Here is a 24956-nt window from a genome sequence, read left to right on the forward strand (position 1 = left end):
AATCTACGCTCACAGCAGTAATGCCCGCATTTCAGTGTTTTCCAAAACGGCAGACGAACTTTCGTTGTTGATCGCCGTTCTGATCATAGCCTGTGCTAGTTCATCGGATGCCACACCTATAGAAGGTACTAGCGTATGAAGCGGGGCGAACAGATAGTCTAATGGTTTCCATCTGCTTCGTTCCGATGGGGCGATGTAGCCGGGGCGAAAGGCAAACTTGCGTTTGATACGGGAGGCAAAAAGAACAGTCTCGGCTTCACCTTTGACTTTCAAAGCAAATGACATGCCACCCCCGTCAGTTCGCGCACCTTGGGCCGAGAAGAGGCAGAATGTTGCTTCCGGCACTGTTTCCTCACAAGCCCGTACAAGGTTGATCAACCAATTGACGGTGACCTCTGAATAAGTCTCCCTACTGACGCGGGCTGAGTAGGTCGCCAGACAATGAAACACCGTGTCGCTACCGATCAGATACTGGGTATATGAGGTTGAGTTCCCGAAATCCGTAAAGCTGATGTCGGTCAGCTTGGCGTGAGTGCGACCCGAAGATCTCCGCCCAAGAGAAACAACCTCTGTTACGCTCTCCTCCTCCAGCAATGCAGTCAGAACAGATGACCCGACCATGCCGGTTGCCCCTGTAAGCAGAACGCGCCCGAGGGCTCTTACGGTGGGATCATCCGACATTGTCGCGTCGCTCCGCTTCCGCCTTCAGGCCGCGATTAAATGCCTGGTAGCCCTCCAGATACAATTTCGCCAACCGTCCACCCATCAGGAAAGTCATGCCGCCGATGATCTCGTCCGATTGCACGAACCGGGTCTTTCCATCTGCGGCAGCTTCGACCTTGAAATGGTGGTTATCGCGGATGCCGCCGGGGCCTCTTTCAGCCCAGTAGAACTCCTGGCCGTCTACCACAGTGATCGTGTGATTAATCCGTGTGAGCTTGTACTTGTTGGGGGTCAGCTGGAAGGCGACACTGATGGTTGCGCCATCCGCGATCTGACCCTCGATTCCCACAAGGAACGCAGCCCAGGAGCTGTAGTTGGCAGTATCGGCCAGAACCGCCCAAACGGCTTCGGGTGCCGTGTTGATAATGATGTCGGTGTGGATTTTGTGATGCGAGAAGCTGACCTTCTCAGTTCTACCAGTTTCCATGATCTTCCCTTTTTGATCGGATCAAGCCTCTAGAGGCGCGGCGCGCCGTCTTAACGGTGATCCGCCCGAACCGGTCGCGCATGCGCTGCGACCGAAAGAGGTAGACGGAAATAAGGGTGTAGTTGATGCACTCAACCAGGAAGTTGCGGTAGCGATCTGGGTTTTGCAGCATGTCGAAGGTTTGGACCGCGCACATCGTGGCAAGTGCAGTGAACATCACAAGCATTGCGATGGGCGTGTAGCGCCAGCGCAAGGCGTAACCGGCAAGGAACGTGGCCCCCGACACAGTGATCAAAATCCAATGGAGGGTCTGCATGCCAATTGGAAATGTCTCGTTTTGTAGCGGCATCAGCGGGGCAAGTCCCCAGAAGTATTCCAGAAAGCCTAGAAGTCCCCAGCTGAGCATGATCAGTGCGGCGAGGATCAAGAATAAACTGAAGATATGTGAAAGTGTCTTTTGCATGATCTACCGCCTTTGGAGATACGGCTCCCAAATGATCGATGTGGTTTGGAAGGCTACCTAGCAGGGCCTAAGCCCCCGCCGCCGACATCTCTAGAAAATTGCGGATGTCGTATTCGATGTCGCCGTCGTATCGCGGGGCGTAGGTGTCATAAGCGCGCGCGAGTTTTCCATAGTGGTCATCAATCCGAACCTTGTTGTAGGCATGGCTGACCGCGAAAAATTCACCGGCTTTCAGCTGATTAAGCACCCGCTTCACAAACTGATCCGTCGGCATGCCCAGGCCCTGGCTCATCTCGGAGACTACCAAGCCAGGCATGATCAGGGCCACGTCCATAAAGTCCGGCGTCTCTTCGGCCAGAAGTTCGGTGATGGCTAACAGGGCATGCTTGGACGAGACATAGGCATGTGACGATGGTACGGCGGTGAAGACACTGTTTTCGGAGCCAATGTTGTAGATCGCGCATGGTGTTCCGCGGTCGAGCATTTTGCGCCCAAAGACCTGAATTCCGTTGAGCGTTCCGAATATGTTGATCTCATAGACACGCCGGAACACATCCAGATCCATGTCGATCAGCGGCTTGGGGTCCTGGCCGATACCAGCATTGTTGATGAGCACATCAACCGGACCAAACTCAGCCTCGGCAAAGTCTGCCAGCGCTTCTACTTGTTCGCGATCCGCGACATCGCAGGCAGTTCCCGCCGCCTTGATCCCTTCGGCTTTCAGTTCTGACACTGCCTCCTGAACGCGGTCCAAACGGCGACCGCAGATGACAACCTTTGCGCCTTCCAGCCCCATCTGGAGGGCGAGTTCTTTACCGATCCCCGTCGCGGAGCCGGTGATGACAACGGTCTTGCTTTCAAAATCTTGCATGATCTTTCCTTTTAGGAGGTCAGCACTGTCGCTTCTGGAATGAATGGCGGGATCAGATTTTGAAGGATTGGCCGGTAAGCACTTCGGACAGGGTCCATAACCGGGTAGCAATCTCGATATTCGCGGTTATCGGATCGCGGGTGGCCACGCCGACTTCCCCGCTCATTTCCTGCGGGCCGGTGGGGCCGTAGTAATCGCCTCCTTGGACATCCGTGGACAGGGCGGCGTACAGGGTGGGTTTCGCGGCTTCTTCTGGAGAATGAAGGAATTGTTCAACTTGCGCTTTCATCTGCGCGAGCTGATCCGGGGCAACGTTATGGAACAGACCGGACTCAGAACCGCCGGGATGGACGGACAGTGCTTTTAGCCTACGCCCAGAAGCCCGTAGGCGACGGTTTAGCTCGTCCCCAAACAAAAGGTTCGCGAGTTTCGACTGACCATAAGCAATGTCGCCATCCTGGCCACAGGTCAGATCATCAAACTGGATGGTGGCACCCTTGTGCCCGAGGCTTGAAAGCGCCACGATCCGGGATGCCGGATCGTCTGGCACGAGGTCAATCAGCAACGCCGTCAAAAGAAAATGACCGAGGTGATTGGTCGCGAATTGCAGTTCGATCCCATCGCCATTCGTCTCAGCGGTGTAAAGCAGTATGCCTGCATTGTTGATCAGCACGTCGAGCTTCGAATAGCGCGCGCGGAACGCCTCGGCAAAGCTTCTGACAGAGGCAAAATCGCCCAGGTCTAGCGGCATCACATCAAGCGAGGCTGACGGCACGCGTGCCAGCACGTCGTCCCGAGCGGTTTTTGCCTTTTCGAGATTGCGGCAGGCCATCACTACGTGGAACCCAGCTTCGGCGATGCCGATTGTGGTTTCAAACCCAATGCCGTTGTTGGCACCAGTGACGATGGCAATTTTTTGGGAAGTGGCGGTCATGAAAGGCTCCACAAAGTTTACATTTGATGACTGATTGTAAATATTGACAGTCACCCACGTAATGTCAATATGCCCTTTATGAAAAATCGCGACGCCCACATCCTAGAAGCAGCAGTCCGTCTCTTTCTTCGGTTCGGGGTTAAACGGACAAGCATGAACGACATTGCGGAAGAAGCAGGGTTATCGCGACAGACGCTCTACAAAGCATTCGCCAATAAAGATGAAGTGTTACAGGCCACGATCCGATCCATGGCGGACAAGGTTGTGGTGGACATTGAGGCCGGGCTGATGAAGACGACGGGACTCAGTGCGCAATTGGATGTAATCTTCCAGCACACCGTGATTGAGCACTACGATGTACTTCAATCCTCGCCGAATGCCGAAGACATCATTGCTGGCGTAACCGCTTCTTCACAGAAGGAGCTTGAAGCAGGTGCTCAACGGAACACTGAGATTATTGCCCGAGTTCTAGAGCCATTCTCGGATGACCTTAGGGCTGCGGATCTGTCTGTGGACCAGTATGCAGATTTTATTCAACGCACTGCGACGGCGGCAAAATACACGGCGAAAAACAGAAAGCACTTGGTACAACTGCTCGATGCACTCCGCGTCTCTGTGCTGAAGGTAGTCGAAGCGAATTAGTTCAAAGAATGTCCAATGCGGAATTCGATGCCCGCCGCGGCATCGGGCAAAATGGACTAACTACTGGCATTTTTCGCAACGCGCTTCAGCGACTTTTCCCAAGGCCTTAGATAGAAGCCCTTGGACATTGCTAAACGGGTGTTAAGTGAACCACTGACTGGTTATGTCGTCACCCATCTTTGTCCTCATCACTCCAGTGTCCAATCTCATAGACGCCTTGCTTTTTCATGCGACGTATGAACGCTAGGTAGTTAACTACGCGGTCGATCTCATCCAATTCTCCAGTGGCATAGGCGACTGCAATCATCTTGAATTGGACCTCAAGATCTTCCGCAATTTTTTCGTCTTGTCGATCGAGACCCTTTCCAGCCCCCAAAGAGGCAGTAGTTGTTTCGTCTTCGCTCCACATCTCATCGAGATAGGCCTTTAGATTTAGCTCGGGACTGTTCGCGCCCAGCTTGCCTACAGCCTCCCATATTGGTTGAAGCTGTTCAGTAAGATTTCTTCGACTGCTAGTCATGTTTCTTCACCTCGCAGTTCAGCAATTCAACGTAGTTGGCCCAATCGAGAGACCGCCACTAAAACTGATGAGCATGAGCGGCGGAGTATCAACTTAGCTCCGCCACCAGCTTTTGTTGACTCAAACAGTCAGTTTAGATTGACGATTTACCCCCCAATCGTCAGTTCCCGAACCACATCTCTTGTCTCGTTCGGGTAGGCACGAACAAACCCAGCCTCGCAGGGGATTGTTTCAACTTCTCTACGATCCAATGCCGGACCCAAATGGACCGCTGCTATCTCAAACTGCCGCGCCATTTGGCCCAACGTCACATAATGTTCTTCAAAAGCCTGAATACTCTCTTCAGTGATGTAGCAACGGTAGTGCTGCGTGTCCGGGTTTCGCATTTTTTTCTGCTTTAGGTATCCACCATCCCGCAACCGCCGGATCGACCCGACACTAATTCTCAAGCGCGCCGCCGCATCCATCAGAGACAGATCGCCGGAAAACACGCGCTCCGATTTCTCCAAGATCTCAGCGCAGTCGATAAGAATTCCAGCTAACCCTTCCACGTCCGGATCTCTCCATACGCCGGTCAGTCGGCCTGCTACCCAATCAGCGACAACGCGAGCCAGGGCCACCTTGCTCTGTCGGCTGTACTCCGAGAGACGCAACCTATGACGTGCCCGAGCGGCAATGCGTAGACCTTCAAGCCTAGTCAGCAGGGTCTGTACCGAGGACGATGGCACATAGCGCAGAGACGTTCCAAAACGATAGGATTCCAGAACGTTATGCCGGATCAGCGCCTTCACCTGGACCGGATGGATATTCAACTGAGTCGCGGTGGCTTTGATATTCTGCAATCCAGACCAAAAGTCGAGCACGGCGACCAGATCTTCATGGCTGACATCTTTCATATTTGAAAGGTCGCTCGCGTTTTGACCGCGAAGATGGGCGAGAATACCTCGCACCCGAACCTCGCCGACCCCATGTAACTCCCGCGCGCGTTCAAGCGTGATAAGTTTGGGTGCTGTGATCTTCGTGCCGAGGACTCTAGCGCCGGTCTGCAGCGGGTAATTCTCCCGAACGAAATCCTGCACGCAAGCCCTGAGGACTGCTGTCGCCGGGTCCTCTTCAGTGTCTTTAAGCCAGGTGTAGAATTCGCCCATATCTGTGGTGAAATAAGACCGCTTTGAGGAAGACCGGCGTCTGGCACGCTCCAACTCAGATTTCAGGGCTTCCGGCCCACTCTTCAGAACCTCGAAACCAGCCGACATGCAAGTACGCTCTTGTTCGAAGTCCAAATCCGAGCGGCCGACGCCGCCGTCCATGGCAATCGCCATACCTAATGTCAGAGCGGCCTGATGAAGATGCGTTAGCTCCAGCGAGTCCAACCAGTCACCAGCGACCCCAAACTCTATTCGGCGGCTCAAGTAGGTTTCAAACGAGGATCGCCCAAGATTTGTTGCGTCTTGAGCGGCTTCAAAGATCAGATCCTGGTGACGCGTCACTTGCTCAACCACGTCGTAGGTGAGATGCGCATGCGACGCGTTGGGAAGCTGGAGCAACGGTACGCCATGTTTGGCACAGGTCCCGATCGACAGAACCAACCACTCAAGAAGTTGAAACGCGCTCTCAGGACGCGACCCATCAATGACATCCACAATACACTTCGGACAGATTCGGGTGGTAGCCCGGCGGAACGAACGTGTGGTGGCAAAGGAATGCCCGACGCGGTACCGACAGGGGCCAACCAATCTGGCCGCCGCCAACTCCAACGCTTCAAGTGGCACCCCAGCCAGTTGTGACAGCCGCTCCAGCTGATCCGGATGGGCCGAGCAGATATGGGGCCATCTCAGACCCAGATCTGAACAGAACTCCCTCGTAACACTAAGATTGCGACGTGACAGCCGGGCGACATAGGAAGCAGGCGTCTCCATTTGATGATGAGGCAGAGTGAGAGCGAGTTGTCGTTTCATTGCAACCCTCCGTCCAACGAGGGGACGCCGTGATCCAACCAGCCCATGATGGTCCTAACATCTATGCTAATGTAGTCTTGGGCAAGGAATGGGTTGAAAGCAGGTATACAACCCGACTTGCGCCGGAATGCTTCTGCAAAATGTCCAAGTCGGAGCTGGGTTTCTCCGTCGTAGAGCGCCTCTTCTATCCCACTCAGACACATTTCGATGATCATTCCAAACTCATTGCCGCCTGCGTGAACCAGCCGCTTGAGAAACTCCCTCTGTTGAAGTTCGTTGGAATGTGTCAGACCAGACTTCTCAACGAACTCAGTAAAGATCTCTGTGACCTCGGGTTCGTGGGATATCCAGCTCACTGCACCCAGGTACACAACATCTATGCGCCTTTTAAGCTGAACATCAGAATTGATCATCTCGATCAGATCGGGCGTGCCAGACAGAACAAGACCAACCGGCCAGTCCTTATCGTTCATAAGCGATTTTAGGGTGTTCACCACATCATTGCGGGTTTTGACGCCTTTGCTGATGTAAAGGTCCTGAGCCTCGTCCAGATGCACAAACAGGGTCCTTCGCATTTGGAGAAACTGACGCACCTGCGTCCATATGATCCCAACCGATTTGTCCCGAGCGAGCGGATACCCCAGACTGGACAGGATCGTCGTGCCAACGTTCTTTAGCGTCGCTGGTGACGGCACCAATAGCCGGATCACTTCCGCCACGTCCAAGCCCTCCCTTGGCAGGATCAGGTCCGTATGATTGTCAAACAAGCGGTCTGCGAGAGTGGATTTCCCACTGCCGGACGCCCCGATCAGAGCAAGACCACGCGCCTCGCTTCGGCTACCCAATCGGATAGCCGCCCTTCTTCGGCGGAGATGGCGATCAAAAACAAGTTTGAAATCGTGGAACACCTGGTGCGAAACGAACATGTTTCGAAGACGCGCAATCTGAGCGTCAATCTCATCAGATGGATCGCCAGGGAGATCAGTCATTTTCAATCCTCCATTTCGAAGTTCTGGGACGATCCCCAGTGGGGCTTTGTCCCTGGTCAGCTGTGTCCTCGGTGGTGTCTTCTCCTTCGTCCATTGACGGGATGAAACGGCCGAACAGATCTGGCTCCGGCGGAAGGTCAAAGCTTTCAGGATCATCCGTTTCGATGCTCAAACCCAGGAACAGATCTTCTCTGGCCCGTTTAAGCCCTGCCGGTGTCTGACGCTTCAGGACAGCCCCGAACCGGCGTTCCTCATCGGAGGTCTTTTGGATGATGGCGTGCAACGCGTCAGAGACCGTCTTCTCCTGAAGCACGGCCTCAGCCTTGTGTTTCAGCCGCAGCTGACTCGCAGTCGCTTCCCACTGTTCATAAGACACGGCGTCAAAGCACTTCTGCAGAGCGCGCGCCGCATACCACTTTTCCCCGATCTGAACCATGATCCAACCGAGATCGTTCAGGTCGACTTTTAAATGAACGTGACGGCGACGGTCGTGCACATAAAACTCACGCAGTGCCTGGCAGGTGTAGTCGATGCCAAACAGCCTCACTCCTTTGCCAAAAACACGCCTGCGATACCTCACACCAAAGGCTTTGCGTCGGGTGGTTTCTGCGAGCTGGGGGACAATACCCATTTTATCGGCGAGGCGTTTCCAGCAATTATTGGGGGTTTCGCCGTTCAGCCCACGGTGCGGCATGTTGTGATACACGTCCACAACGAACCTGATGAGGATTTCCATCAACACATCATCTGAAAGAGAGGCCATCTCTTCCGAAGGATAGTCTCCTCGCTCTTTAGGATCGGAAAATGTGCGACCGGCGAGAAGCGGCATCAGGGCCGTCCCAAAGGTTCGAAAGATCCGCTCCACTCGCCCCCGTAAACGCGGTAGCCCGCCGCGAGGCGTCTCAACAACCCCATGCGCATCAAAGACCGCACTTCGGAACGCATCGTCCACAAAAGCAACGCCAAGATCGGTCACCAGAGAACTCAACCCACCGTAATGATGCCAGGTCGACTTGCAGCCAGCCGCTATCGCAAGGTCCGATTTGTCGCGTGTGATGTCAGACAACAATGCCATGGCGTCTTGGCAATTAGGCTTTTCCGCCAGTCGCATGCCCACCACACATCGCGTAGCACAATCGATCGCGAGATAGAGCCAACGACGCCCACGGTTCAGCTTGGCGAGCTCTTCAGGGCTCAAATGGTCCAGGGCCCCGCGCTCGGCGAGTATCGTGATCAGATCAACGCACCATTCGTCGATCTCAACACGCTCCATTGGGTAGCTGGCTGTGACACCTTCCTCATAGAGTGCGAACTTGCGATTGGCGTAGTCGACGCCATGCCTTTGGACACATGTGAAATACGGATCAAGCTCAGAAAGTGCACGCTCAACTTTGCGCCGCGAAGGAATTGTGAGCTCCGGCTTACCCTCCACCATTCGTTGCTCGTTCGCAGTTTTAAACCGGTCTCGGCACACATCAGCGACGTTCTTCTTGGTTAGTCTTTTCCGGGTCAAATAGGCTTCGAGGCATTCGCCCAGCAATCTCGAAGCCTCCAGGCAGAACCGCGCAGTCCGGTTGCCAGACCTATGTGTACCCGGGATCAAACCAAGCGGAGAGCCTCCTGCTTTCTCGTATCGTTTAACCCATTCTCTTAAGGTTCTTGGACTGGGAGGATCACGGAAAACGTTTTTCTTCCCGGCCCTCGGGTTCCGCCAATTGCTTTGGGCAGCCCGTGCCTGTTTGTTCACATGGGCCTCGATGGAAGGAATGGCACTCTGAAGTGAGAAATCTGTCCGCTTCGCTTCATCGACACGCTCAAATTGATAGAACCCGTCGACCCAGGAGAAACGCCATACCACTTCGGATCTCACTTCATCTGGCAGGCTTGCTATTGCTTCAACACCCGCACTCATTCGCACGTCCTGGCTTTCAGGCAGAAAATACCCAGGATCAAAGGTCACATCGGGCCTTTGAAGGAGTTCGGCAAATTCGTCGAATGTGAGAGACAAGTTTCGACCAGTCTCATCAGAATCTTCGAAGTGGTAACCAAAGTCGGTTTTCCGGTCTAATTTGTACTTCTGGCCGTCAACAGTCAGAAGGCCAAAGACACTCACTCTAAAAGGCAGGTTCATTTTGCACCTCCCTTCGAAAGCAGAGTGTCGAGATCAATCATGTGCTTTCTGTCGGCCGTTAGAACGTTTTCAAAGACCGCGATCACGATGCTCCTGAACCCTGCGCCACCGAGACCCAACAACTGGCACAGCTCGTTGACCGTTACTGGAAAACGAACGTCACAGATGATGGATTTGAGATGAGCCTGATGCTCCGAATTTCGCGTCTTTGAGAACTCAACGAAACGTTGTGCGTTTAGGGCCTCTGCGCGGGTGAAATCGCGCTCCGTCACTAACACGATGTCATCGGCAAAATCCTTGCGCATAGCTGCGCGGATCTGCTGCAGCTCGCGGCAGAAATTCTTCTCCAACACCACCTTCCACGGCTTCACCGCCATGGCCAATCGACGACCGTTTTTTAACTCCACCAAAAAATCAATGAAGTGAGTTTTCCGATTGCCTGATTGACCGCGGTAGCTGATGAATTGTGGCTGCTCCCAAACGTTAGCCACTGCAGGGTTAGCCAGCAGCAGGAATAACACTCGCTGTTCCAGTTTGCTTTCAAATTGCACGACCCTCGGGCGGTTTTGCCCAGGCAATTGCATGACAACTCCGCCTCTGGAGCTATGCGTCGATCTCCGGGGGATACCCCGTGTTGCACGGCTGGGCTCAGGCGACATCTCGCCCGTCAGTGTGAACTCTTCATCTTTCATGTCTGTGATTTGGAGCGCCGACCAGCTTGGGCTGATCGTGCCTCTCCACCCTCTTTTGGTGTTCCTCGGGCAAAGCCAAGCCATCTCATCGCCAATAGCGACGACGAAACAGTTGACTTTGCGATCATGGCGGGGGAAGAAGGTGTATCGGTGAACTATCGATACTGATTTCAAAGGCCTCGTGGGTTGCCGCCCTCGGGGCCTTACCCTTTCTTCCTATTAATGCTGTTGCTAATTCATCTGCAGGCACCTCCGTTATTCATAACGTTCCGGCCAAAGAGCCTCAGGTGTTGTCCCAAGCTTCTCTGCTATAGCTTTCTGGATGTAATCGGAGCGTCTGTATCCTTGAGACACAGTAGACACCGAGCTGATGGAGCGGCCGATGTCCTGACTCAGCATTGCCAGTGAACTACCCTTGAGCCGAAGATCACACTTGATCTGCTCATGCTTGGCGAGATCGACTACCAAATTTCCTGCCATGTCAAATGTTCCGACTGATTCCAGTAAGCGAAACCTAGCAAATGACCTCAAAGATGTCATTTTTATTGTTTATTTTCTGATGTTTACGTATTTGCGCCTCAAAAATTCAATGCAATGTCAGGCCGTCATCAGTTAAGCTGCTGTAACGCCAACAGCTTTGCGCCAATCGGTGCAAACAAAGATATCTGACTTTGAAGAAACTGGATAAGGCTTGAACACAGTATTCGAAATAAAATGCGGCAGAGTTCCGACTATTTTCCTGCGAGAGACGCCAAATGCGTGGCAGCCATACCTGCGCCGCAAACTCCTCGCTCTACTCAAACTTAGCAAAACCCATAGGGAATTTGCTGAACGGCTCGGAATTAACCCGTTGGTTGTGCGTCGGCTCCTGGACTTGCTTGGCGTCGACTATGTTCAACGCCTCTATAGGCAGTATGAAAGGGGAAAGACCTGTTCAGATATCGCCAACGCAAACGGAATGAAGCCTGCAACGCTGTCCAAACTCTTTAGGGAACGCGGCTTTGAGGTGCAGCGCGGGGTTCGCAGGCCCATAGTGCCAAAACATAAGCTGCGCCGTATTTGGACAGAGACCCAAGTAATCAACAGGGTAGCGCGAAAACTCAAAATCCGCTGGGAAACGGCGCTACGTCTGCTCGAGGATGAAAAGCTGATCGTGGGTTACAAAGGTCGACCGAGAAAACTCTCAAAATCATCACGGCCGCCTTAGGTTTTTCGTATGCGCCTCAGGGGCGTTTTAGAAAATCTAGTTTAGTCACGGCCGGCCCATTGCGGACATTAACCATCACGACCGACGCCGCTTACAGATTCCCCGAACCGGACGTTGGTTGAATGCGCAGCATTTTGAAGGTCTAACCTCTGAGAACAACAAAAAGCTTGTTAACACTCTTTTAAAGGTTCCAATGAAGCCCTTCGACAGCGTCTTGGTCGTCCGCAATTAGCAGGTGACCCGGCAATGGTTCCTTGGTTCTATGTTTTCCAATGCGGTAAGGAGCCATCGACTCTTCCATAGCGCAGGACTCATCCTGGCGGGTTGTAACCTCCACCTGAAAGTAGTTTCCATAAATCCAACGGAGCCGTGAAGATGAGGTTGTGAACTCCCGTGCGATTAGGTGGTTCTGTAAGTGTCGGCGTTGGTCAATCATTTGATGGCCCAAGCTTTCCATGCCGACATGCACTACACCGGGGCAGTCATCGGGGAGTTGGCCTTCGGCGCTGGCAATCTTTCTTTTGAAGTGATCAGCCTTAGCTCGCTGAGCTGCTGGCGAAATACTCGCCCAGTTCACCAAAGAAGCGTGGTAAATCAAGTCAGCATAAGATGGCTTAGATTGAGCGCGGCGACATTTCACATTTAGGGAATGGGATGCACCATGCTCATGTTGGCCACTGATTATCTCCATCATCCGGGTTGAACCAATGTAGATGAAGTCAGAACTCATAATTGAGCGAACTAAACCCCATTGGACTGGTCGAAGGCGGATATCCGTTCGACCGTCAGAGTTCTCCACTGTGCCATCCAAGGGAAGAAATTCCTCGACTCGATCTTTCAGATAGGACTCGTCATATGCATCCAACTCTTCACGAAAACGAACATCCAAGACGAAAGACTGCCCATAGTTTTCGCTCACTTCATGTACCCTGGATGCAAGAATTTTACCTGCCTTTTCCTCTCTTGCCGCATATCCTGAGCGCATGATGCGCTTGCACTCAACAGCCCATCGAGTTCCAGGTTTAGAAACATGCAAGTCTGGTGTTCGTCCGCGTCCTGGGGTTTCATCCACGAATGCAACAGTTGACCAGCCGTGCCTTACGTAGGCGCCAGCAACAAGCAACTCGTAAATTCCTCCCTCAGGCTGACTGCGGTCGGAGGTCATAAGCCGCTCTGCACGTGTCTCAACACCACCTACCTTTTTCAGACAATTGAGGTCCCGACCAATTTTTTGGAGGTAGGGGACAATCCGGGCCGCTTCATCAGGTACCCAAAACTCCCTGCCAATCGCATATGTCTCTGCTTGAAAGATGAACCAAGCCATCTCATCTTTCTTGTCAAATATCTCAACATCTTGACCGTCTTCCCAACGTTCGCGATTTCCCAAGTAAGTCTGTTGGCAATTTTGAAGTCGCTTTGCCATTTCAGCTTCAGGGACAAACGATTTCAGCCATTCGACAGCCCGCTTGGTATCGTCGCAAATCCAATCCTGTCCCGTTCGGGGCGCAATCCAAAGTGGGCTTCGGTCCGTCATTTTAAGAGTTTCCTTACTTATGCCTGAATCGAGATAGGCAATTTCCCGACCATGGAAAAGCGGACGCTAGCCGAATTTGAGATCGTCGTTCGGTTTCTGCGTTTGCAGACCACTTTCCGGACGTTCTCTGTTCGCCTGAAATCTTTGCGCGGTCAAACCAACAAATCTGAGATGCAGGAGCCAATTTCGATCTTGAATAAATGACGGCTCACATTGCTTGTCTCGAGGTCTCGAGTGCTTACATTTAGTCAAGGATTACTCAATTCAAACTTCTCACACCTTTTTGAAACGGAAAAACTAATGATCAATTCTGTTGCCCCATTAGGCGGCCAAACAATCGGCAAAGCGGCAAGTAGCGAAGACGCCTGGTGGCTGTGTTACCGCTATGGACTGAAGCCATTTCCTTTGAATGATGCCTCAGTCGTGAGTCTAGAAGAGGACGCTGCGAGTGGAGCAAAGGTGTGGACGGTTGCCTGCGAACATACCCAATATCCCTATGATCGTGGAGCCTACGAAAATCGGCGCCGCGATGGTTTAGCTACGTTAGAGAACGGCCTTCCAGCTTGGCCGGTTGCAGAAGAAAATGGAATTGCATTCCAAACTTTCAGACAACGACTCAAACGAGGCTGGTCGGGTGAAAGGGCAGCAACTGAAGGTGTGCGGGAAATAGCTCATGATCCGGATGATGAATGGGAGGCAGTCGCACTGGAGAACGGGGTATCTGTTCGCGCGTATCGCAGCCGTGTTCAGGCAGGGTGCCCTGAAGCTATCGCCGCAACAATGGGGCTAAGTTGGCGGCAGTGGTAAGAGTTGACCCTTCGTAAACACACGGCCCAAAACCGACACTTAGCAATGAAGCCTTATGCAGCGTCAGAAGTCTGCATTCCGGGCAATTGCTGCGACAGAAAATTCAAACGATGGGCAAACTCACAGTTCGCGATCAAATCTATCCTTCGAAACCTAACACGCTTGGGTCAGCGCTAGCGAAGGGCCTCACACTCCGCCAACGCGCAACTATATATATGCCTCACGGCCAATAAGAAGCCGACATGATTTTCGTTTATCGCGCTGGCACTTCAAGCTTTGCGAACACCACGCCGTAACTGGTACCGGTCGTCTTCGTAGTACGAGGAAAGGCCCAAGTAGATTGCTTGAGTGGCTTCTGACAAACCCCGCAACTTGTTGGTGTAATCGTAGTCATCGTACTTCGAGTAGGGCTCACCAAGGTCCTTCCATGTGGACCCGAGTGTGATGTCAAAGAAAAGTTCGTTTCCAGTGAGGAGAATAAATGGGTTGGTGGGTTCATATGATTTGTTTGGACGTCGAGCCCACTGCGCTAACCTCTTTAGTCTTTCTTTTTCGTTATCTGTGAAATGGTTGCGAAGCACAGAGCAAATGATGATCGATCCTGGAAACCGCTCGGCCACTCTCTTTAGCCGCGCAACATCATCGTCTTGAATTAGATCGCCTTTTCCAAATGACTTAGTCTCTCCAAACAAAAGGTCAGGTTCAAGTGTCTCACCGAAGTGCTCTCGAGATCTCCATGCAATGAAGTCGACTTCGCAAGGCGGAGTGCCGTCCTTGAAGTCTACGTCAACTCCCGGGACGAATGACATTGAGTGATGGCCTGATCTTAAATCATTCAACAGGTTATAAGTTAGTAGCGTTGCATATGATCCGCGCGCATAGTCGGGAGTTGCGAACGGACCCATCAGTCGATAGCCAAAGTTTCGGTTCTTTGTTGCAAGCTCTCCCTGGGGGAAAGGATAGTCTTCTAAGCACCGCGCGCAACGTACATTAAAGTCGACTTCACCAAGACCATGCCAATTCTGCGCCGAACACGTTGGGCAAGTCGATGAAAGACCAAGAGAAAGGATATTTCGGTCAGTAAAGTGTTTGGTGGTGATTTTCGGCAGCGGGCAACGCTTCTCCCGACGTTTCATCAAGCCTACCCAGTCGTTTGACGATCTTGTTTTGGGGTCGAATTGCTCCTCTTGGATGCCATCCCCAGATTTTCTGTAGCGTTTGCCGCCCGCCATCCCATTCAAGTACTCAAGCGTTTCTACATCCTTCAAGAGATAGATGCCCCACGTTCCGTCCAACTGCCTCAGCACTTGCTTCGCTATGCGGCCTGGTTCTGATAGCTTTGCCTCAAAGCCGAATTTCTCCAACCATTGAACAATGGCTTCCTCCGTCGTCGACAACTGCACAGTTTGTTCCATGTCTTTGTACTTTTGACTGAAGGCCCACCCCTCCGTTCCAACGACAACATGGTCCCCCAAGAAATCAATGCGGAGCCAATCTGACGTTGTCGAATTGAATGGTACGACCGTCGCGAATTCGCTGCCATGATAGGAACTAAACTCTACCGTGTTCACCCATCTTGCGCTTAGTGCACCACCATACTGTGGAGCAAAACTTGGAGATAAAGCGCTAAATTGAACCGTCGGCGTGTCGCCTTGACTAACGTTTAGTCGCTCTCTTTTTGAGGCGGCCGTTACTCGAAGAGGACGTTCAACCGACATTTGGGGGTGTACTTCTCGACGCCAAATCTCGTTGTTCCAAAGCTTTAGTGCTACTGAGCCCTTCGGAAGATCATCGGGTAGGATCGAGTGTACCCTTTTTGCTTCGGCCTCGCTAATCGAACGGGCTACCTCAATCGTCGTGTTATGCATGATGCCATTTGGATTGCCCTGAAGAGGACGATACTCATGCCGAATAATTCTCGCGAGATCTTCTGACAGATCATCCAACCAGAAGACTGGCACTGGAACAATCGGCCAGGGTTCTAGGCGGGCATTCCAAAGGTCGATTACATCGGTCGTTTTTGAAGGGTCATACACGAAAATTTTCACATCGTGCTGCCAATTTCGATCAGTCTCAAGTTTGAAACTGGTCAGCTTTAGCGGTGTAAATGCGCCCTCCATAAAAGCGCGCCGCCATGTATCTATTGAAAACTCTGAAAGCTCTGGCTGATACACAACTTTGTAGCCTTGACCAAAATACCGGCTATCTTGGCGGTTCGGAAAACACCCAAACATGGCCTCTGACGCCAGTGTCTTTGGAGCAGGTTTTACGAGGAGCGCGTCTCTTCGATCCCTCAACTCAAACTTACGTTCTGTGGCATACTTTTCCCGAAAAACATCGATCATGCTTAGTCCACGGGTCAACTCTGCACAGTCTCTGTGTGGCTCGGCTCGGAGCAAATCCTCCAATGAAATAATATGATCGCGGAAAGCTCGTCCGCCGCTCTTTGATATACCTGCTCGATCAGCGTGGCCTTCTCGCGCTTCAACTAAGATGTCGGGTTCAAAGAACTTCAAATAGCCTTGAGTAACATCAAACCCCTTCATCGGTCCTTTGACCGTTGACCGCCATTCATCAGGGGCATTTCGAAAGATGGGAATGATCGGATTGAACATGCCTCCCCACAAGCAGGAGCAGATTCGCATGAACTTTCGGATAGATGTTTGTCGTTAGGGCTTACCAGTAGAGCTATGCGAGTAGGGCGAAGTCGGATTTCGGCTGACAGTTCACTCAAGAGGCAATACCTTTGTAAGAAATTGTACTGTCGAGCATTATGGCACCAGATTTCAACAAGGCCACTATAGAAGCACTCGGAAAACGCGCTGGCTATCTGTGCAGCAACCCAGATTGCAGAGGGCCCACTGTCGGCCCAAACTCTGACCCGTCTGGAACCACAATCATCGGTGAGGCCGCGCATATTGCTGGCGCGCGACCCTCTAGCGCCAGGTACCGTCGGGATTCAAACGATGCATTACGCGCGGACATCACGAACGGAATTTGGCTGTGCTGCAACTGTCATAAAACGGTTGATAGCGATGAAAAGGGGCACCCTGAAGACTTACTTCTGCACTGGCGAGAGCAGCACGAGAGTTTTGTATTGGGACGTCTTGGCAAACCAGGTGACGACGTACGCCGCCGCCTTTTGGACGAAGAACTTGCGCCTTTTCAGGACAAACCTCCATTGGTACGTCGGCTTTTGATCGATAAACCGCTTGGTTGGGAGTGGAGACTAACTGCGGAGTTACTTCGGCACTACAACACTGAAATTTTTGAGAAGCTGGAAGACCTTAGTGGCGGCCATTATCTGCGACAACTTTCTTTCCTTGATGAGGCATCAGCCATAGTTTGGATTGACCAGAAGATTAGCGAAATGCAGGAGATATTTGGTCCTGTCGACGGGTTATTGAAGAAACTCACCCAGAGCTGGGGCGAGCCCGGCGAACCTGCTGACATTCGCGCAATAGATCGATCTGTCGCTTTGATCCGCGATTGGCTTGAACATGTATTGCAGTTCGAGGAATCGATTAGATTCACTAAATTGCCGGAAAACTTTCATATACTTCATGGGCTACTGGAAGGCGTTGTAGGTTCTCAGGCAACGAAGCTAAAAGAGCTTCCCTCAGAATTGGACGAGATGGTGGCAATGATTGGCACAGATCATGGTGGAACGTTAGAAAACCCGTTGGTCATTAAAAAGACGATTGAGATTTTTCTTCCAGATAGATGGCCCGAAAAATTTAATCGGGAATATCAAAGAGTCACTGGATCATATCTTAACCTGCAAGAGGCTGAAGCTAAGCGGATTGTCCGCCCATTCGCATGGCTGTACTTTCTGATTTTCTTTTTCGTAACGTTTTTTGTGGTTTCATCCATCGTTGGCGGCATTCAGTGAGAATTTAGCTAATTGGGTCGCTAAGACTGCATTGGTCCACAAGTTAGTATTTTCTTGCTGCCGTGATGAAATCGGCTTCCCGCCCATGACAGCTGGACGCTTTCAATTGGTCCTGTGTCGTAACCTTAACTGTAAATCCATTCGGTCATCCGCAATTGCTTCAGTGTCCCCGCTCTCCGCTGCACAGCCCTAACAATCTGATATCACTTCCTCGAGGAATTGGACGCTTGGAATGCTTCCACTTAAGCCCCTTGAAGTACGCGAAACAGATTCTCGATGTGGATCGACAGCTAAGGTGACGACACCATGTTACTCATTGCTCAGCTCATGTGTGTGGCCCGAAAAATTGAAAGGCATACTTTGCAAAGTGGCTAGGTGCCGTGCTTTCAAAGCCCCTCAACGAGAAAAGGCCAGGAAAACTTCAAAGCCTCTGTCGCTTGGATACCTCTTACCCCAAGCTCTTATCGTCGTACCACCGATGATCATCTCGTTTTCAAATACTTGGGAATTTGGAATGAGTGAATCAATTGCGATGTCACCGCGCCCGATAGCTTTTTCGCAAAGTAATGCACCGATCACCTTGAACCTCTGGATTGCTTCTCCGCTGTCGAAACCATCCATGAACTTCCCGGTTAGTTTGAGCGTGGTAACGACGCCTTCTTGTCCCTCGGCGTAGAAGACAGCCTTGTTCGGAAGGATATGACTATCAAGCTCGACATATTCTGAACTAGCCCAGTATTCATCGTGGCCCTTGTGGTAGTCGTTTGTTCTCAATCCCTGTTCACTAAGGAAGTCTCTAGCTTCGAAAGGGCTCCAACCCAGCCTTTTGTCGACGGTCGGTGGGTCTTCCTCGTTTCGTTCGTAGTTCAGAATATCGGCGATGATCCGGTCCACATCTGCATTGGTTTTTGCAGGGAGTGTATTGAATTGGCGTGTTGCCCGCCGCAGAAGCCAGGGGCGCAGTGGGAGTATCAGAAAGAAGCGTTTACGTGCATACCCTTTGAGGTCGTCAGACTGAAAGGCATTTTGATCAATCTGGATACGGGCTTGTTCAATGTGCGAATAGCAAAACAGCAGATAAAACACTGGGATGCTTCCGACGGTCAGCAGGATCGGTAGAACGAAATTGCGACCCGTATCAGTCGTGAAGAAGATATCTGGCTGTGACCAGATCGATGACACTGAGTTCCAGACTAGGACAATGACAAAGGCAGTCAGGATGAACTCCAGAAAGACCTTTGCTTTCGCGTACTCTTGTTTTGTGCTCGCGAAATCCAGAGTAGCTGCCAAGAAGAAGAGGACAGGGGTTAGGACCAACTCGGTCGTCAGGCTGAAGGTGTAGGCAACCACGATAAATTCAAAGATACCTCCGAGCCTCAAACTGCCCCGAAACAGGTTTCGGAAATACTGATCGTCTTCCTTCGATTGCAATGCACGACCAGCAAAAACGCAGCCGGCCATTACAAACCACAAAACAGTGGGTGGCACCTGGGTCATTGACCACAATCTAACTTCTGCCAACAGCCAGCACAGTGCGACTACATTGAGAGCAACAATGCCGAAGAACAGCAACAGCCTCGGGGCAATAAGCGCCTTAGCGACGCTCCAGAGACTATTTCGGAGATCTACCTTAGCAATACAAAACAAGAGGCCAAGGATGATCCACAGGCCAATGGCTAATTCACGATTGTTGAAGGCTTGCTGCAACCAAGTGAGAAACTGTTCGATATTGATGTCCCTTGAAATTGCAAAGTGAGGCATTCGACGACGCTGTCACTACAGCCTTCATCCTGGCCAGAAGAGCTTTCCACCGGAGCAAGTTGCTGACAGGGAAGGAGCCGAATGTCCGATTCCATGACAGTCAACATAAGCTCTTCGCACGCGCAGCTAAAGTCCGCTTTCCGCCCGATTCATTAGAATAACAACGCGTTCTTGCGCAAATAGTAAAGGCGAAGCCTGCTCCGCTGCACCTGTTTTGGGGCAGCGGGATTTGGACAAGCCAAACGCCCCTGGCCATCAGGGGTAAGGCGCTGCCTTCCCCCTCGGGCAACCCTATTAGACAACACCGTGTCCTCGGCTACGCTTGCGGGCCGCACCACTATTGTCGAATAGCATTGCCTCGCCCCCATCCGCGTTCGCCACGTGGCAGATCAGCAGGAACAGGCGCCTTCGGCGTCTGATCTGCAATTCAGCCCTGATTTTCCCAAAAGGGAAGTCAGGATCATTGAAATCGGTCTAGGTGCTTGATGAAGGAAGTGAGGCGAAAATGGCAAGGTTCTGTCGCTGGTGGCAGAACTATGTGTCGCCTGACAAAATTACCAAGTGGCGGACCGAGGAGGATTCGAACCCCCGACCCCTTGATTCGTAGTCAAGTACTCTATCCAGCTGAGCTATCGGTCCGCGTTGGTGAGGCGGTATTTAGACCTGAGGCCGAGGGCGCGCAAGTCGATTCTTCAAAAAAACTTCAAAAAGTCATATCACCGCGTGGAAGCCTTATTTCAAAGGTGGTTCCATCAGGCCCTGTGTCTTTCAGAAACAGATCTCCGCCGTGACCCCGCACCAATTCTTGCGAAATCGCGAGCCCAAGTCCCGAGCCGCCTTTGCGAACACCACCCTGAAATGGGGTAAACAGATTCTCTCGGGCCTTAGGAGGCAGGCCTGGACCCGTATCGCTGATTTCGATGCACCAGTCGGCTTCAAGCTCAGATGCAGACACCGTTACGCGCCCCGCCTTACCTGAGACCAGAAGTGCTTGCCGGGCATTGCGCACAAGATTCATGACAACCCTGAAAATCTGTTCCGGGTCGGCACGGATAACAAGATCTTCGGGTACGTCGTTCACAATCTCAACGCAGGCATCGGCAATAGCGAGTTGCTCGCTGGCGACAACATCTGCGGTAACGTCCCGCAAGCGCACCATGGTCAGGGTTGGGGCTGGTTCTTCGGCGCGTCCGAACGCCAAGGTGCTTTCGCACAAGGAAACCGCCCGCGTGATCGAATTGACAAGTTTGGGTGCCATTCGCGCCACCAGGGGGTCATTGCTGGCCTCAATTCGATCGGTAAACAGCTGAGCAGACGTCAGAATGTTGCGCAGATCGTGGCTGACCTTAGCCACCGCCCCGCCCAACTGGGCCAGACGTTCACGTTGCTTCAGGGCCTGGGTCAGATCGGTTTGAAGCATCTGCAGGGCCTCTTCGGCCTCGCGCAGTTCGGTCACCCTGGAATTGGGGGAGATGATGCCGCGCGCATCCTCAGGTGCGCTGGCATAGCGCTGCATGTAGCCAACAACGCTTTTGATCGGACGCACCAGTACCACGCGCACAGCCAGAAACAGGAACGAGGCCGTTATGATTGAGATCACAAAGGACAGCCCAAGGATGCGGAGCCCATAATCCGTCATGGCCATACGCAAGGGCTCACTGTCCATTGTCACCTCGATCAACAGTCCTGCGTCTTTGACCGGCGCGCCGATCACACGAATGACCTCGTTTTCGGGGGTAAACAGCCTCGAGACCGCATCACGGATCAGCACCCAAGCGCTGGCATTACGCAAATCAAAGGTCTTGGTGATCTGGGTCGGGATCGGTGAAGACAGCATGAGCTGACGCACCTCGTCGCGGCGCAATACGACGTTATAGACCCCCGCATTTGACAGCAATTCCGCTTCAAGCTCATCAGCCAGCATATCGTCGGCCAACAAAGCAAGCGAGGCGATCTGGGCGCGTTCCAGCCGGTTCAGCAGAAAATCTTCACGGAAACGCGCGATCGAGGGCACAAAGATCAGCACTTCGGCCAACATGACGAAGACCGTCGTCAGGATCAGAAATCGGCCCGACAGCGAGTTCACTTTGCGCTCCTCCTTGGGTCAGGGAATCCAGCGCTGGACGAACCTGACCACTCGTTTAACCATTTGATTCTCAAACAGCCTTGGAGAGAAATAGGCTCCTGCCACACGTTTGTTAAGCTCTCCGACCGTTGGGTAAGGCGAAACCATCGCTGCGATCTGACCCATCTTGAGATTATTGGCCAGCGCCAGCGACCACAAGTTGATCAATTCTCCGGCCTGATATCCGACGATTGTCGCGCCCACAGGTCGGCCCTTTACGACCATCACCTTGATGAACCCCTTGGTCTTGCGCTCGCAAACTGCACGGTCATTGTGGTGATAGTCGAACCGGGCAACCTCCACCGCGTCGCCATGCTGTTCACGGGCTTGTGCCTCGGTCAGGCCGACCTGTGCCAGTTCGGGATCTGTATAGGTGGCCCATGGGATATGAGCGGTCTTCGCTTTCGACGGAAGCCCAAATAAGGCAGAGCGGATGATGATCCCCGCATGATATCCGGCGACATGGGTAAATTGCAGCCCACCTGCAACATCACCAATGGCATAGACCTTGCGATTGCTCGTGCGTAAAGAGTCGTCCACCTTGATGCCTGCCCGCGTGCTGTCGATCCCGGCAGCGTCGAGGTTCAGACGGTCGATATTGGCCTTGCGTCCGACGGCCAGCAACAGATGAGAGCCCGCGTAGACCTCATCATTCTCAGTGACCACCTCAATGGTGCCTGCATTTTCTCGGATCTGGGACACCATGGCGTTTTCATGGATTTCGACACCTTCAGTCCGAAGGCTGTCCAGCACGACGGCTGCAGCTTCAGGGTCGTCTTTGCCCAGCGCACTAAGGCCCTCGATCACGGTCACTTTGCAGCCCAGCCGGATATGCGCCTGCGCCATTTCCATGCCGATGGGACCTCCGCCGATGATCAGCAGGTGCTCGGGCTTATCGCGCAGGTCGAATATGGTCTCGTTGGTGTAATACGGCACTTGATCCAGCCCGCGCAGCGGCGGCACCAAGGGCGATGAACCTGTGGCCACCACGACGCGACGGGCGGTGATCAGGTGATCTCCGGCCTGTACCTGCGTGGGTGAGATGAATCGGCCGTACTCCCGGATTACCTTGACGCCAAAGCCTTCAAAACGCTCCTGACTGTCCATGGGTTCGATCTGGGCGATAACACTCTGCACATGATCCTTGGCAGCTGCGTAATCCACTTGTGGCATCGCATCCGCGACGCCAAAAGCCGACGCGTGGGCCTGAGCATATGCAGCCTTGCCGCTGGCGATCAGAGCTTTGGATGGGACACAGCCGAAGTTCAGGCAATCCCCACCCATCTTGTGGCCTTCCAGCAGGATGACATCCGCACCCATCTGGCTGGCCCCGGCGGCTACAGACAACCCGCCTGACCCGGCCCCGATCACCAGGATATCGGTTTTCAACTCTTGCATGGATCAGGAGCCCTTTCGACCACGGAGGGATTTGATGACAATCGGCAGCGCTGCCAGCGCGCACAAGCCAATAATTGGCCCGATCACGAAGGGTTCCCATAACAGCGAGACATCCGGGGTTTCGCCGCGATCAAAGACACCACCCAGCCCAACACCGATCCAGGTATAGACAATCCCACCAGGGATGATGCCCAGCGCCGTCGTAATCAGGAAGTTTCGGAACTTTACCCCAACCAATGCGGGCACCAGATTGGCAACGAAGAAGGGCACCACAGGTACAAGACGCAGCAGGAACAAAACCGAGATTTCATTCTCACGCAGCCCGTCCTTCAGTTTCTTGACCGTCCCTTCCGAGGCTTCAAGCTTGGCGGTCAGAGATTCACCCAAACCCCAGCGTGCGGCCAGAAAGATCGTCGAAGCGCCTATGGTTGCGGCAAAAACATTAAAAGCCGTTCCTGCAAGCAACCCGAACAGGAACCCGCCGGTCATCGAAGCGACCGCAGCACCGGGTAACGAGAAGGCAACAATAATGATGTAAATCCCTACGAAAGCTGCCGCCATCGCCCAGTAGTTTGAATCGCGCCAGGCCAGCAGAGCCTCGCGATTGTCACGCAGGGTTTCAAAGGTCAGATAGTCGCCCAGCGCAAAGAACCCCACGGCGGCAACGGCAAGAATCACCGCCAATGGGATATGACGCGCCAGCCCGTTGCGCGGGATCTTGGTGGTTTCGTTCATCTGGGTAGCAGGTTCTTGTTCATTCATCTTGCCCACAACATGCGCCGCCCGCGCGCGCTGCAACAGAGGCCTCACGGGGCCTTGATGTTTATGGCACTTAATGTGAGGGATACGCGCTCTGAACCCGGTTTTTGAAATCTTTTGCCCGGGCAGATTACAGATTTGTTGCAAAACGCACCAAAACCCCCACCTAGGGGTTTGACTTACCCCCCGCTACCCAGTAGAGGACGGGCTTCGAACACTAGGGCTAGGCGAATCCGCGCCGCACCCACCGCTATAGATTGGAGACGGAGCGATGAAACGCACCTATCAGCCTTCGAACCTGGTTCGCAAACGCCGCCACGGTTTCCGCGCGCGCATGGCCACCAAAGCCGGCCGCAAAATCCTGAACGCACGTCGCGCACGCGGCCGTAAGTCGCTGAGCGCATAAACCGCTCGACCTTTCAGGTTATGAACATGACGCCGCCGGAGGCCCCTGAGGATGGTAACAACCAGCCGAGGGTGATGCCCCCGGCGGCGTTCGTTTGCGCATCTGAATCATTGACCGTACTGCAGAATCGCTCGGACTTTCTGAAAGCCGCGCGGGCCAAACGGCAAGGCACTGCATCGATGATGGTGCAGGCGCGTAAACGTGGCGCTGATGAGGCTGCGGGCATTCGCATCGGGTTCACCTGCTCAAAGAAGGTCGGCAATGCCGTCGCCCGCAACCGCGCCAAACGCCGCCTGCGTGAAGCCGCGCGAGCCGTATTACCTATTCATGGGCATGCGGGCTGGGACTACGTGTTGATCGGCCGCGCCGAGGTTACCGCTGCACGGCCCTTTGATGCGCTTAAAGACGATTTGCGCTATGCGCTGCGCAAAATACACGGGGGTGGCAAATGACCCTCTTTGCCCATCTCCTCGCCCTGCCCGTCCGGGTCTACCGGTTGATCTTCAGCCCCTGGGTTGGATTTAACTGCCGCTATCAGCCGACTTGTTCCGCCTATGCACTGGAAGCGCTTGATAAACACGGCGCCATCAAGGGCGCATGGCTGGCGGCGCGCCGGATCGGGCGCTGCCATCCGTGGGGTGGCGATGGCTATGACCCTGTGCCCGACGACGAACGACCCTGACCCTTGCCCGGTTCACCCAACTGCGATAGGCCCAG

General features: G+C 53.1%; 24 protein-coding genes and 1 tRNA gene. 7 read left to right on the plus strand and 18 right to left on the minus strand.

What is annotated here, in order from left to right; translation table 11 throughout:
* Positions 1-9: 9 nt before the first annotated feature.
* The 5 genes from AC2TEM_RS20755 to AC2TEM_RS20775 all read right to left on the minus strand — a co-directional run bounded on the left by AC2TEM_RS20755 (position 10) and on the right by AC2TEM_RS20775 (position 3418).
* Complete coding sequence (locus AC2TEM_RS20755) at positions 10-681, minus strand: NAD-dependent epimerase/dehydratase family protein (protein ID WP_170424615.1); 672 nt, start codon at positions 679-681, stop codon at positions 10-12.
* Positions 671-1150, minus strand: a complete 480-nt coding sequence (locus AC2TEM_RS20760) for an SRPBCC domain-containing protein (protein WP_170424613.1) — start codon at positions 1148-1150, stop codon at positions 671-673. Before AC2TEM_RS20760 ends, AC2TEM_RS20755 begins: the two co-directional genes overlap by 11 nt.
* Positions 1137-1577: a hypothetical protein gene (locus AC2TEM_RS20765; protein WP_480856389.1), complete on the minus strand. Its 441-nt coding sequence runs from the start codon at positions 1575-1577 to the stop codon at positions 1137-1139. The genes AC2TEM_RS20760 and AC2TEM_RS20765 overlap by 14 nt, the downstream gene beginning before the upstream one ends.
* Before the next feature lie 103 nt (positions 1578-1680).
* Positions 1681-2484, minus strand: coding sequence for an SDR family oxidoreductase (locus tag AC2TEM_RS20770; RefSeq protein ID WP_170424610.1), 804 nt, complete (start codon positions 2482-2484; stop codon positions 1681-1683).
* A gap of 52 nt (positions 2485-2536) precedes the next feature.
* Positions 2537-3418, minus strand: coding sequence for an oxidoreductase (locus AC2TEM_RS20775; RefSeq protein WP_170609179.1), 882 nt, complete (start codon positions 3416-3418; stop codon positions 2537-2539).
* Between the two features lie 78 nt (positions 3419-3496).
* Between AC2TEM_RS20775 and AC2TEM_RS20780 the strand changes: the two genes are divergently transcribed.
* Positions 3497-4060 (plus strand): TetR/AcrR family transcriptional regulator, encoded by a 564-nt coding sequence (locus AC2TEM_RS20780; protein WP_170424605.1) that lies wholly within the window; start codon positions 3497-3499, stop codon positions 4058-4060.
* Between the two features lie 169 nt (positions 4061-4229).
* Here AC2TEM_RS20780 and AC2TEM_RS20785 read toward each other — a convergent pair whose 3' ends face one another.
* The 6 genes from AC2TEM_RS20785 to AC2TEM_RS20810 form a co-directional block, all read right to left on the minus strand.
* Entirely contained in the window at positions 4230-4580 is a 351-nt protein-coding gene (locus tag AC2TEM_RS20785) for a hypothetical protein (protein WP_170424603.1), read from the minus strand.
* 146 nt (positions 4581-4726) lie between these two features.
* Positions 4727-6538: a TniQ family protein gene (locus AC2TEM_RS20790; RefSeq protein WP_170609180.1), complete on the minus strand. Its 1812-nt coding sequence runs from the start codon at positions 6536-6538 to the stop codon at positions 4727-4729.
* Positions 6535-7527 (minus strand): ATP-binding protein, encoded by a 993-nt coding sequence (locus AC2TEM_RS20795; RefSeq protein WP_170424599.1) that lies wholly within the window; start codon positions 7525-7527, stop codon positions 6535-6537. Before AC2TEM_RS20795 ends, AC2TEM_RS20790 begins: the two co-directional genes overlap by 4 nt.
* The gene (locus AC2TEM_RS20800; protein ID WP_170609181.1) at positions 7520-9658 is read right to left on the minus strand and encodes a Mu transposase C-terminal domain-containing protein; all 2139 of its coding nucleotides are present in this window, start codon (positions 9656-9658) and stop codon (positions 7520-7522) included. Before AC2TEM_RS20800 ends, AC2TEM_RS20795 begins: the two co-directional genes overlap by 8 nt.
* Entirely contained in the window at positions 9655-10350 is a 696-nt protein-coding gene (locus AC2TEM_RS20805) for a Tn7 transposase TnsA N-terminal domain-containing protein (protein WP_480856390.1), read from the minus strand. The genes AC2TEM_RS20800 and AC2TEM_RS20805 overlap by 4 nt, the downstream gene beginning before the upstream one ends.
* 255 nt (positions 10351-10605) lie before the next feature.
* Positions 10606-10890, minus strand: a complete 285-nt coding sequence (locus tag AC2TEM_RS20810; RefSeq protein WP_480856391.1) for a helix-turn-helix domain-containing protein — start codon at positions 10888-10890, stop codon at positions 10606-10608.
* 151 nt (positions 10891-11041) lie between these two features.
* Between AC2TEM_RS20810 and AC2TEM_RS20815 the strand changes: the two genes are divergently transcribed.
* Positions 11042-11557 carry a hypothetical protein gene (locus AC2TEM_RS20815; protein ID WP_170424588.1) on the plus strand — a complete coding sequence of 172 codons (516 nt, stop codon included), beginning with the start codon at positions 11042-11044 and terminating at the stop codon, positions 11555-11557.
* Between the two features lie 181 nt (positions 11558-11738).
* Here AC2TEM_RS20815 and AC2TEM_RS20820 read toward each other — a convergent pair whose 3' ends face one another.
* The gene (locus tag AC2TEM_RS20820; RefSeq protein WP_170424586.1) at positions 11739-13091 is read right to left on the minus strand and encodes a hypothetical protein; all 1353 of its coding nucleotides are present in this window, start codon (positions 13089-13091) and stop codon (positions 11739-11741) included.
* Between the two features lie 234 nt (positions 13092-13325).
* On the opposite strand from AC2TEM_RS20820, the gene AC2TEM_RS20825 reads away from it, so the two are divergent.
* Entirely contained in the window at positions 13326-13898 is a 573-nt protein-coding gene (locus AC2TEM_RS20825; RefSeq protein ID WP_170424585.1) for a hypothetical protein, read from the plus strand.
* A 269-nt stretch (positions 13899-14167) separates the two neighbouring features.
* Here AC2TEM_RS20825 and AC2TEM_RS20830 read toward each other — a convergent pair whose 3' ends face one another.
* A complete protein-coding gene (locus AC2TEM_RS20830) occupies positions 14168-16513 on the minus strand; it encodes a hypothetical protein (RefSeq protein ID WP_170424583.1) in 2346 nt (781 codons plus the stop codon).
* A gap of 158 nt (positions 16514-16671) precedes the next feature.
* Here AC2TEM_RS20830 and AC2TEM_RS20835 point away from each other — a divergent pair, with 158 nt between their 5' ends.
* The gene (locus AC2TEM_RS20835) at positions 16672-17790 is read left to right on the plus strand and encodes a hypothetical protein (RefSeq protein WP_480856392.1); all 1119 of its coding nucleotides are present in this window, start codon (positions 16672-16674) and stop codon (positions 17788-17790) included.
* A 396-nt stretch (positions 17791-18186) separates the two neighbouring features.
* On the opposite strand, the gene AC2TEM_RS20840 is transcribed toward AC2TEM_RS20835, so the two are convergent.
* The 5 genes from AC2TEM_RS20840 to AC2TEM_RS20860 all read right to left on the minus strand — a co-directional run bounded on the left by AC2TEM_RS20840 (position 18187) and on the right by AC2TEM_RS20860 (position 23836).
* Positions 18187-19551, minus strand: coding sequence for a hypothetical protein (locus AC2TEM_RS20840; RefSeq protein WP_480856393.1), 1365 nt, complete (start codon positions 19549-19551; stop codon positions 18187-18189).
* A 562-nt stretch (positions 19552-20113) separates the two neighbouring features.
* Positions 20114-20190 (minus strand) — tRNA-Arg (locus AC2TEM_RS20845).
* Positions 20191-20254: 64 nt separating this feature from the next.
* Positions 20255-21637 carry a sensor histidine kinase gene (locus AC2TEM_RS20850; RefSeq protein WP_480790530.1) on the minus strand — a complete coding sequence of 461 codons (1383 nt, stop codon included), beginning with the start codon at positions 21635-21637 and terminating at the stop codon, positions 20255-20257.
* Positions 21638-21655: 18 nt separating this feature from the next.
* Positions 21656-23074: an FAD-dependent oxidoreductase gene (locus AC2TEM_RS20855; protein ID WP_170424580.1), complete on the minus strand. Its 1419-nt coding sequence runs from the start codon at positions 23072-23074 to the stop codon at positions 21656-21658.
* 3 nt (positions 23075-23077) lie between these two features.
* Positions 23078-23836 carry a TVP38/TMEM64 family protein gene (locus AC2TEM_RS20860; RefSeq protein WP_480503723.1) on the minus strand — a complete coding sequence of 253 codons (759 nt, stop codon included), beginning with the start codon at positions 23834-23836 and terminating at the stop codon, positions 23078-23080.
* A 268-nt stretch (positions 23837-24104) separates the two neighbouring features.
* Between AC2TEM_RS20860 and rpmH the strand changes: the two genes are divergently transcribed.
* The 3 genes from rpmH to yidD are packed head-to-tail and all read left to right on the plus strand — an operon-like array spanning position 24105 to position 24921.
* The gene (rpmH, locus tag AC2TEM_RS20865; protein WP_005980833.1) at positions 24105-24239 is read left to right on the plus strand and encodes a 50S ribosomal protein L34; all 135 of its coding nucleotides are present in this window, start codon (positions 24105-24107) and stop codon (positions 24237-24239) included.
* Positions 24240-24265: 26 nt separating this feature from the next.
* Entirely contained in the window at positions 24266-24691 is a 426-nt protein-coding gene (rnpA, locus tag AC2TEM_RS20870; RefSeq protein ID WP_170424579.1) for a ribonuclease P protein component, read from the plus strand.
* The gene (yidD, locus tag AC2TEM_RS20875; protein ID WP_170424577.1) at positions 24688-24921 is read left to right on the plus strand and encodes a membrane protein insertion efficiency factor YidD; all 234 of its coding nucleotides are present in this window, start codon (positions 24688-24690) and stop codon (positions 24919-24921) included. The genes rnpA and yidD overlap by 4 nt, the downstream gene beginning before the upstream one ends.
* Positions 24922-24956 lie beyond the last annotated feature (35 nt).

This window comes from Ruegeria sp. HKCCD3925 (genome assembly GCF_057221175.1).

Coding starts and splice junctions, on each gene's coding strand:
- rnpA (WP_170424579.1), top strand. CDS start 24,266: ATGACGCCGCCGGAGGCCCCTGAGGATGGTAACAACCAGCCGAGGGTG.
- AC2TEM_RS20785 (WP_170424603.1), bottom strand. CDS start 4,580: ATGACTAGCAGTCGAAGAAATCTTACTGAACAGCTTCAACCAATATGG.
- AC2TEM_RS20820 (WP_170424586.1), bottom strand. CDS start 13,091: ATGACGGACCGAAGCCCACTTTGGATTGCGCCCCGAACGGGACAGGAT.
- rpmH (WP_005980833.1), top strand. CDS start 24,105: ATGAAACGCACCTATCAGCCTTCGAACCTGGTTCGCAAACGCCGCCAC.
- AC2TEM_RS20780 (WP_170424605.1), top strand. CDS start 3,497: ATGAAAAATCGCGACGCCCACATCCTAGAAGCAGCAGTCCGTCTCTTT.
- AC2TEM_RS20775 (WP_170609179.1), bottom strand. CDS start 3,418: ATGACCGCCACTTCCCAAAAAATTGCCATCGTCACTGGTGCCAACAAC.
- AC2TEM_RS20790 (WP_170609180.1), bottom strand. CDS start 6,538: ATGAAACGACAACTCGCTCTCACTCTGCCTCATCATCAAATGGAGACG.
- AC2TEM_RS20830 (WP_170424583.1), bottom strand. CDS start 16,513: ATGTTCAATCCGATCATTCCCATCTTTCGAAATGCCCCTGATGAATGG.
- AC2TEM_RS20835 (WP_480856392.1), top strand. CDS start 16,672: ATGGCACCAGATTTCAACAAGGCCACTATAGAAGCACTCGGAAAACGC.
- AC2TEM_RS20760 (WP_170424613.1), bottom strand. CDS start 1,150: ATGGAAACTGGTAGAACTGAGAAGGTCAGCTTCTCGCATCACAAAATC.
- AC2TEM_RS20770 (WP_170424610.1), bottom strand. CDS start 2,484: ATGCAAGATTTTGAAAGCAAGACCGTTGTCATCACCGGCTCCGCGACG.
- yidD (WP_170424577.1), top strand. CDS start 24,688: ATGACCCTCTTTGCCCATCTCCTCGCCCTGCCCGTCCGGGTCTACCGG.
- AC2TEM_RS20805 (WP_480856390.1), bottom strand. CDS start 10,350: ATGAAAGATGAAGAGTTCACACTGACGGGCGAGATGTCGCCTGAGCCC.
- AC2TEM_RS20800 (WP_170609181.1), bottom strand. CDS start 9,658: ATGAACCTGCCTTTTAGAGTGAGTGTCTTTGGCCTTCTGACTGTTGAC.
- AC2TEM_RS20860 (WP_480503723.1), bottom strand. CDS start 23,836: ATGAATGAACAAGAACCTGCTACCCAGATGAACGAAACCACCAAGATC.
- AC2TEM_RS20840 (WP_480856393.1), bottom strand. CDS start 19,551: ATGCCTCACTTTGCAATTTCAAGGGACATCAATATCGAACAGTTTCTC.
- AC2TEM_RS20855 (WP_170424580.1), bottom strand. CDS start 23,074: ATGCAAGAGTTGAAAACCGATATCCTGGTGATCGGGGCCGGGTCAGGC.
- AC2TEM_RS20795 (WP_170424599.1), bottom strand. CDS start 7,527: ATGACTGATCTCCCTGGCGATCCATCTGATGAGATTGACGCTCAGATT.
- AC2TEM_RS20810 (WP_480856391.1), bottom strand. CDS start 10,890: ATGACATCTTTGAGGTCATTTGCTAGGTTTCGCTTACTGGAATCAGTC.
- AC2TEM_RS20755 (WP_170424615.1), bottom strand. CDS start 681: ATGTCGGATGATCCCACCGTAAGAGCCCTCGGGCGCGTTCTGCTTACA.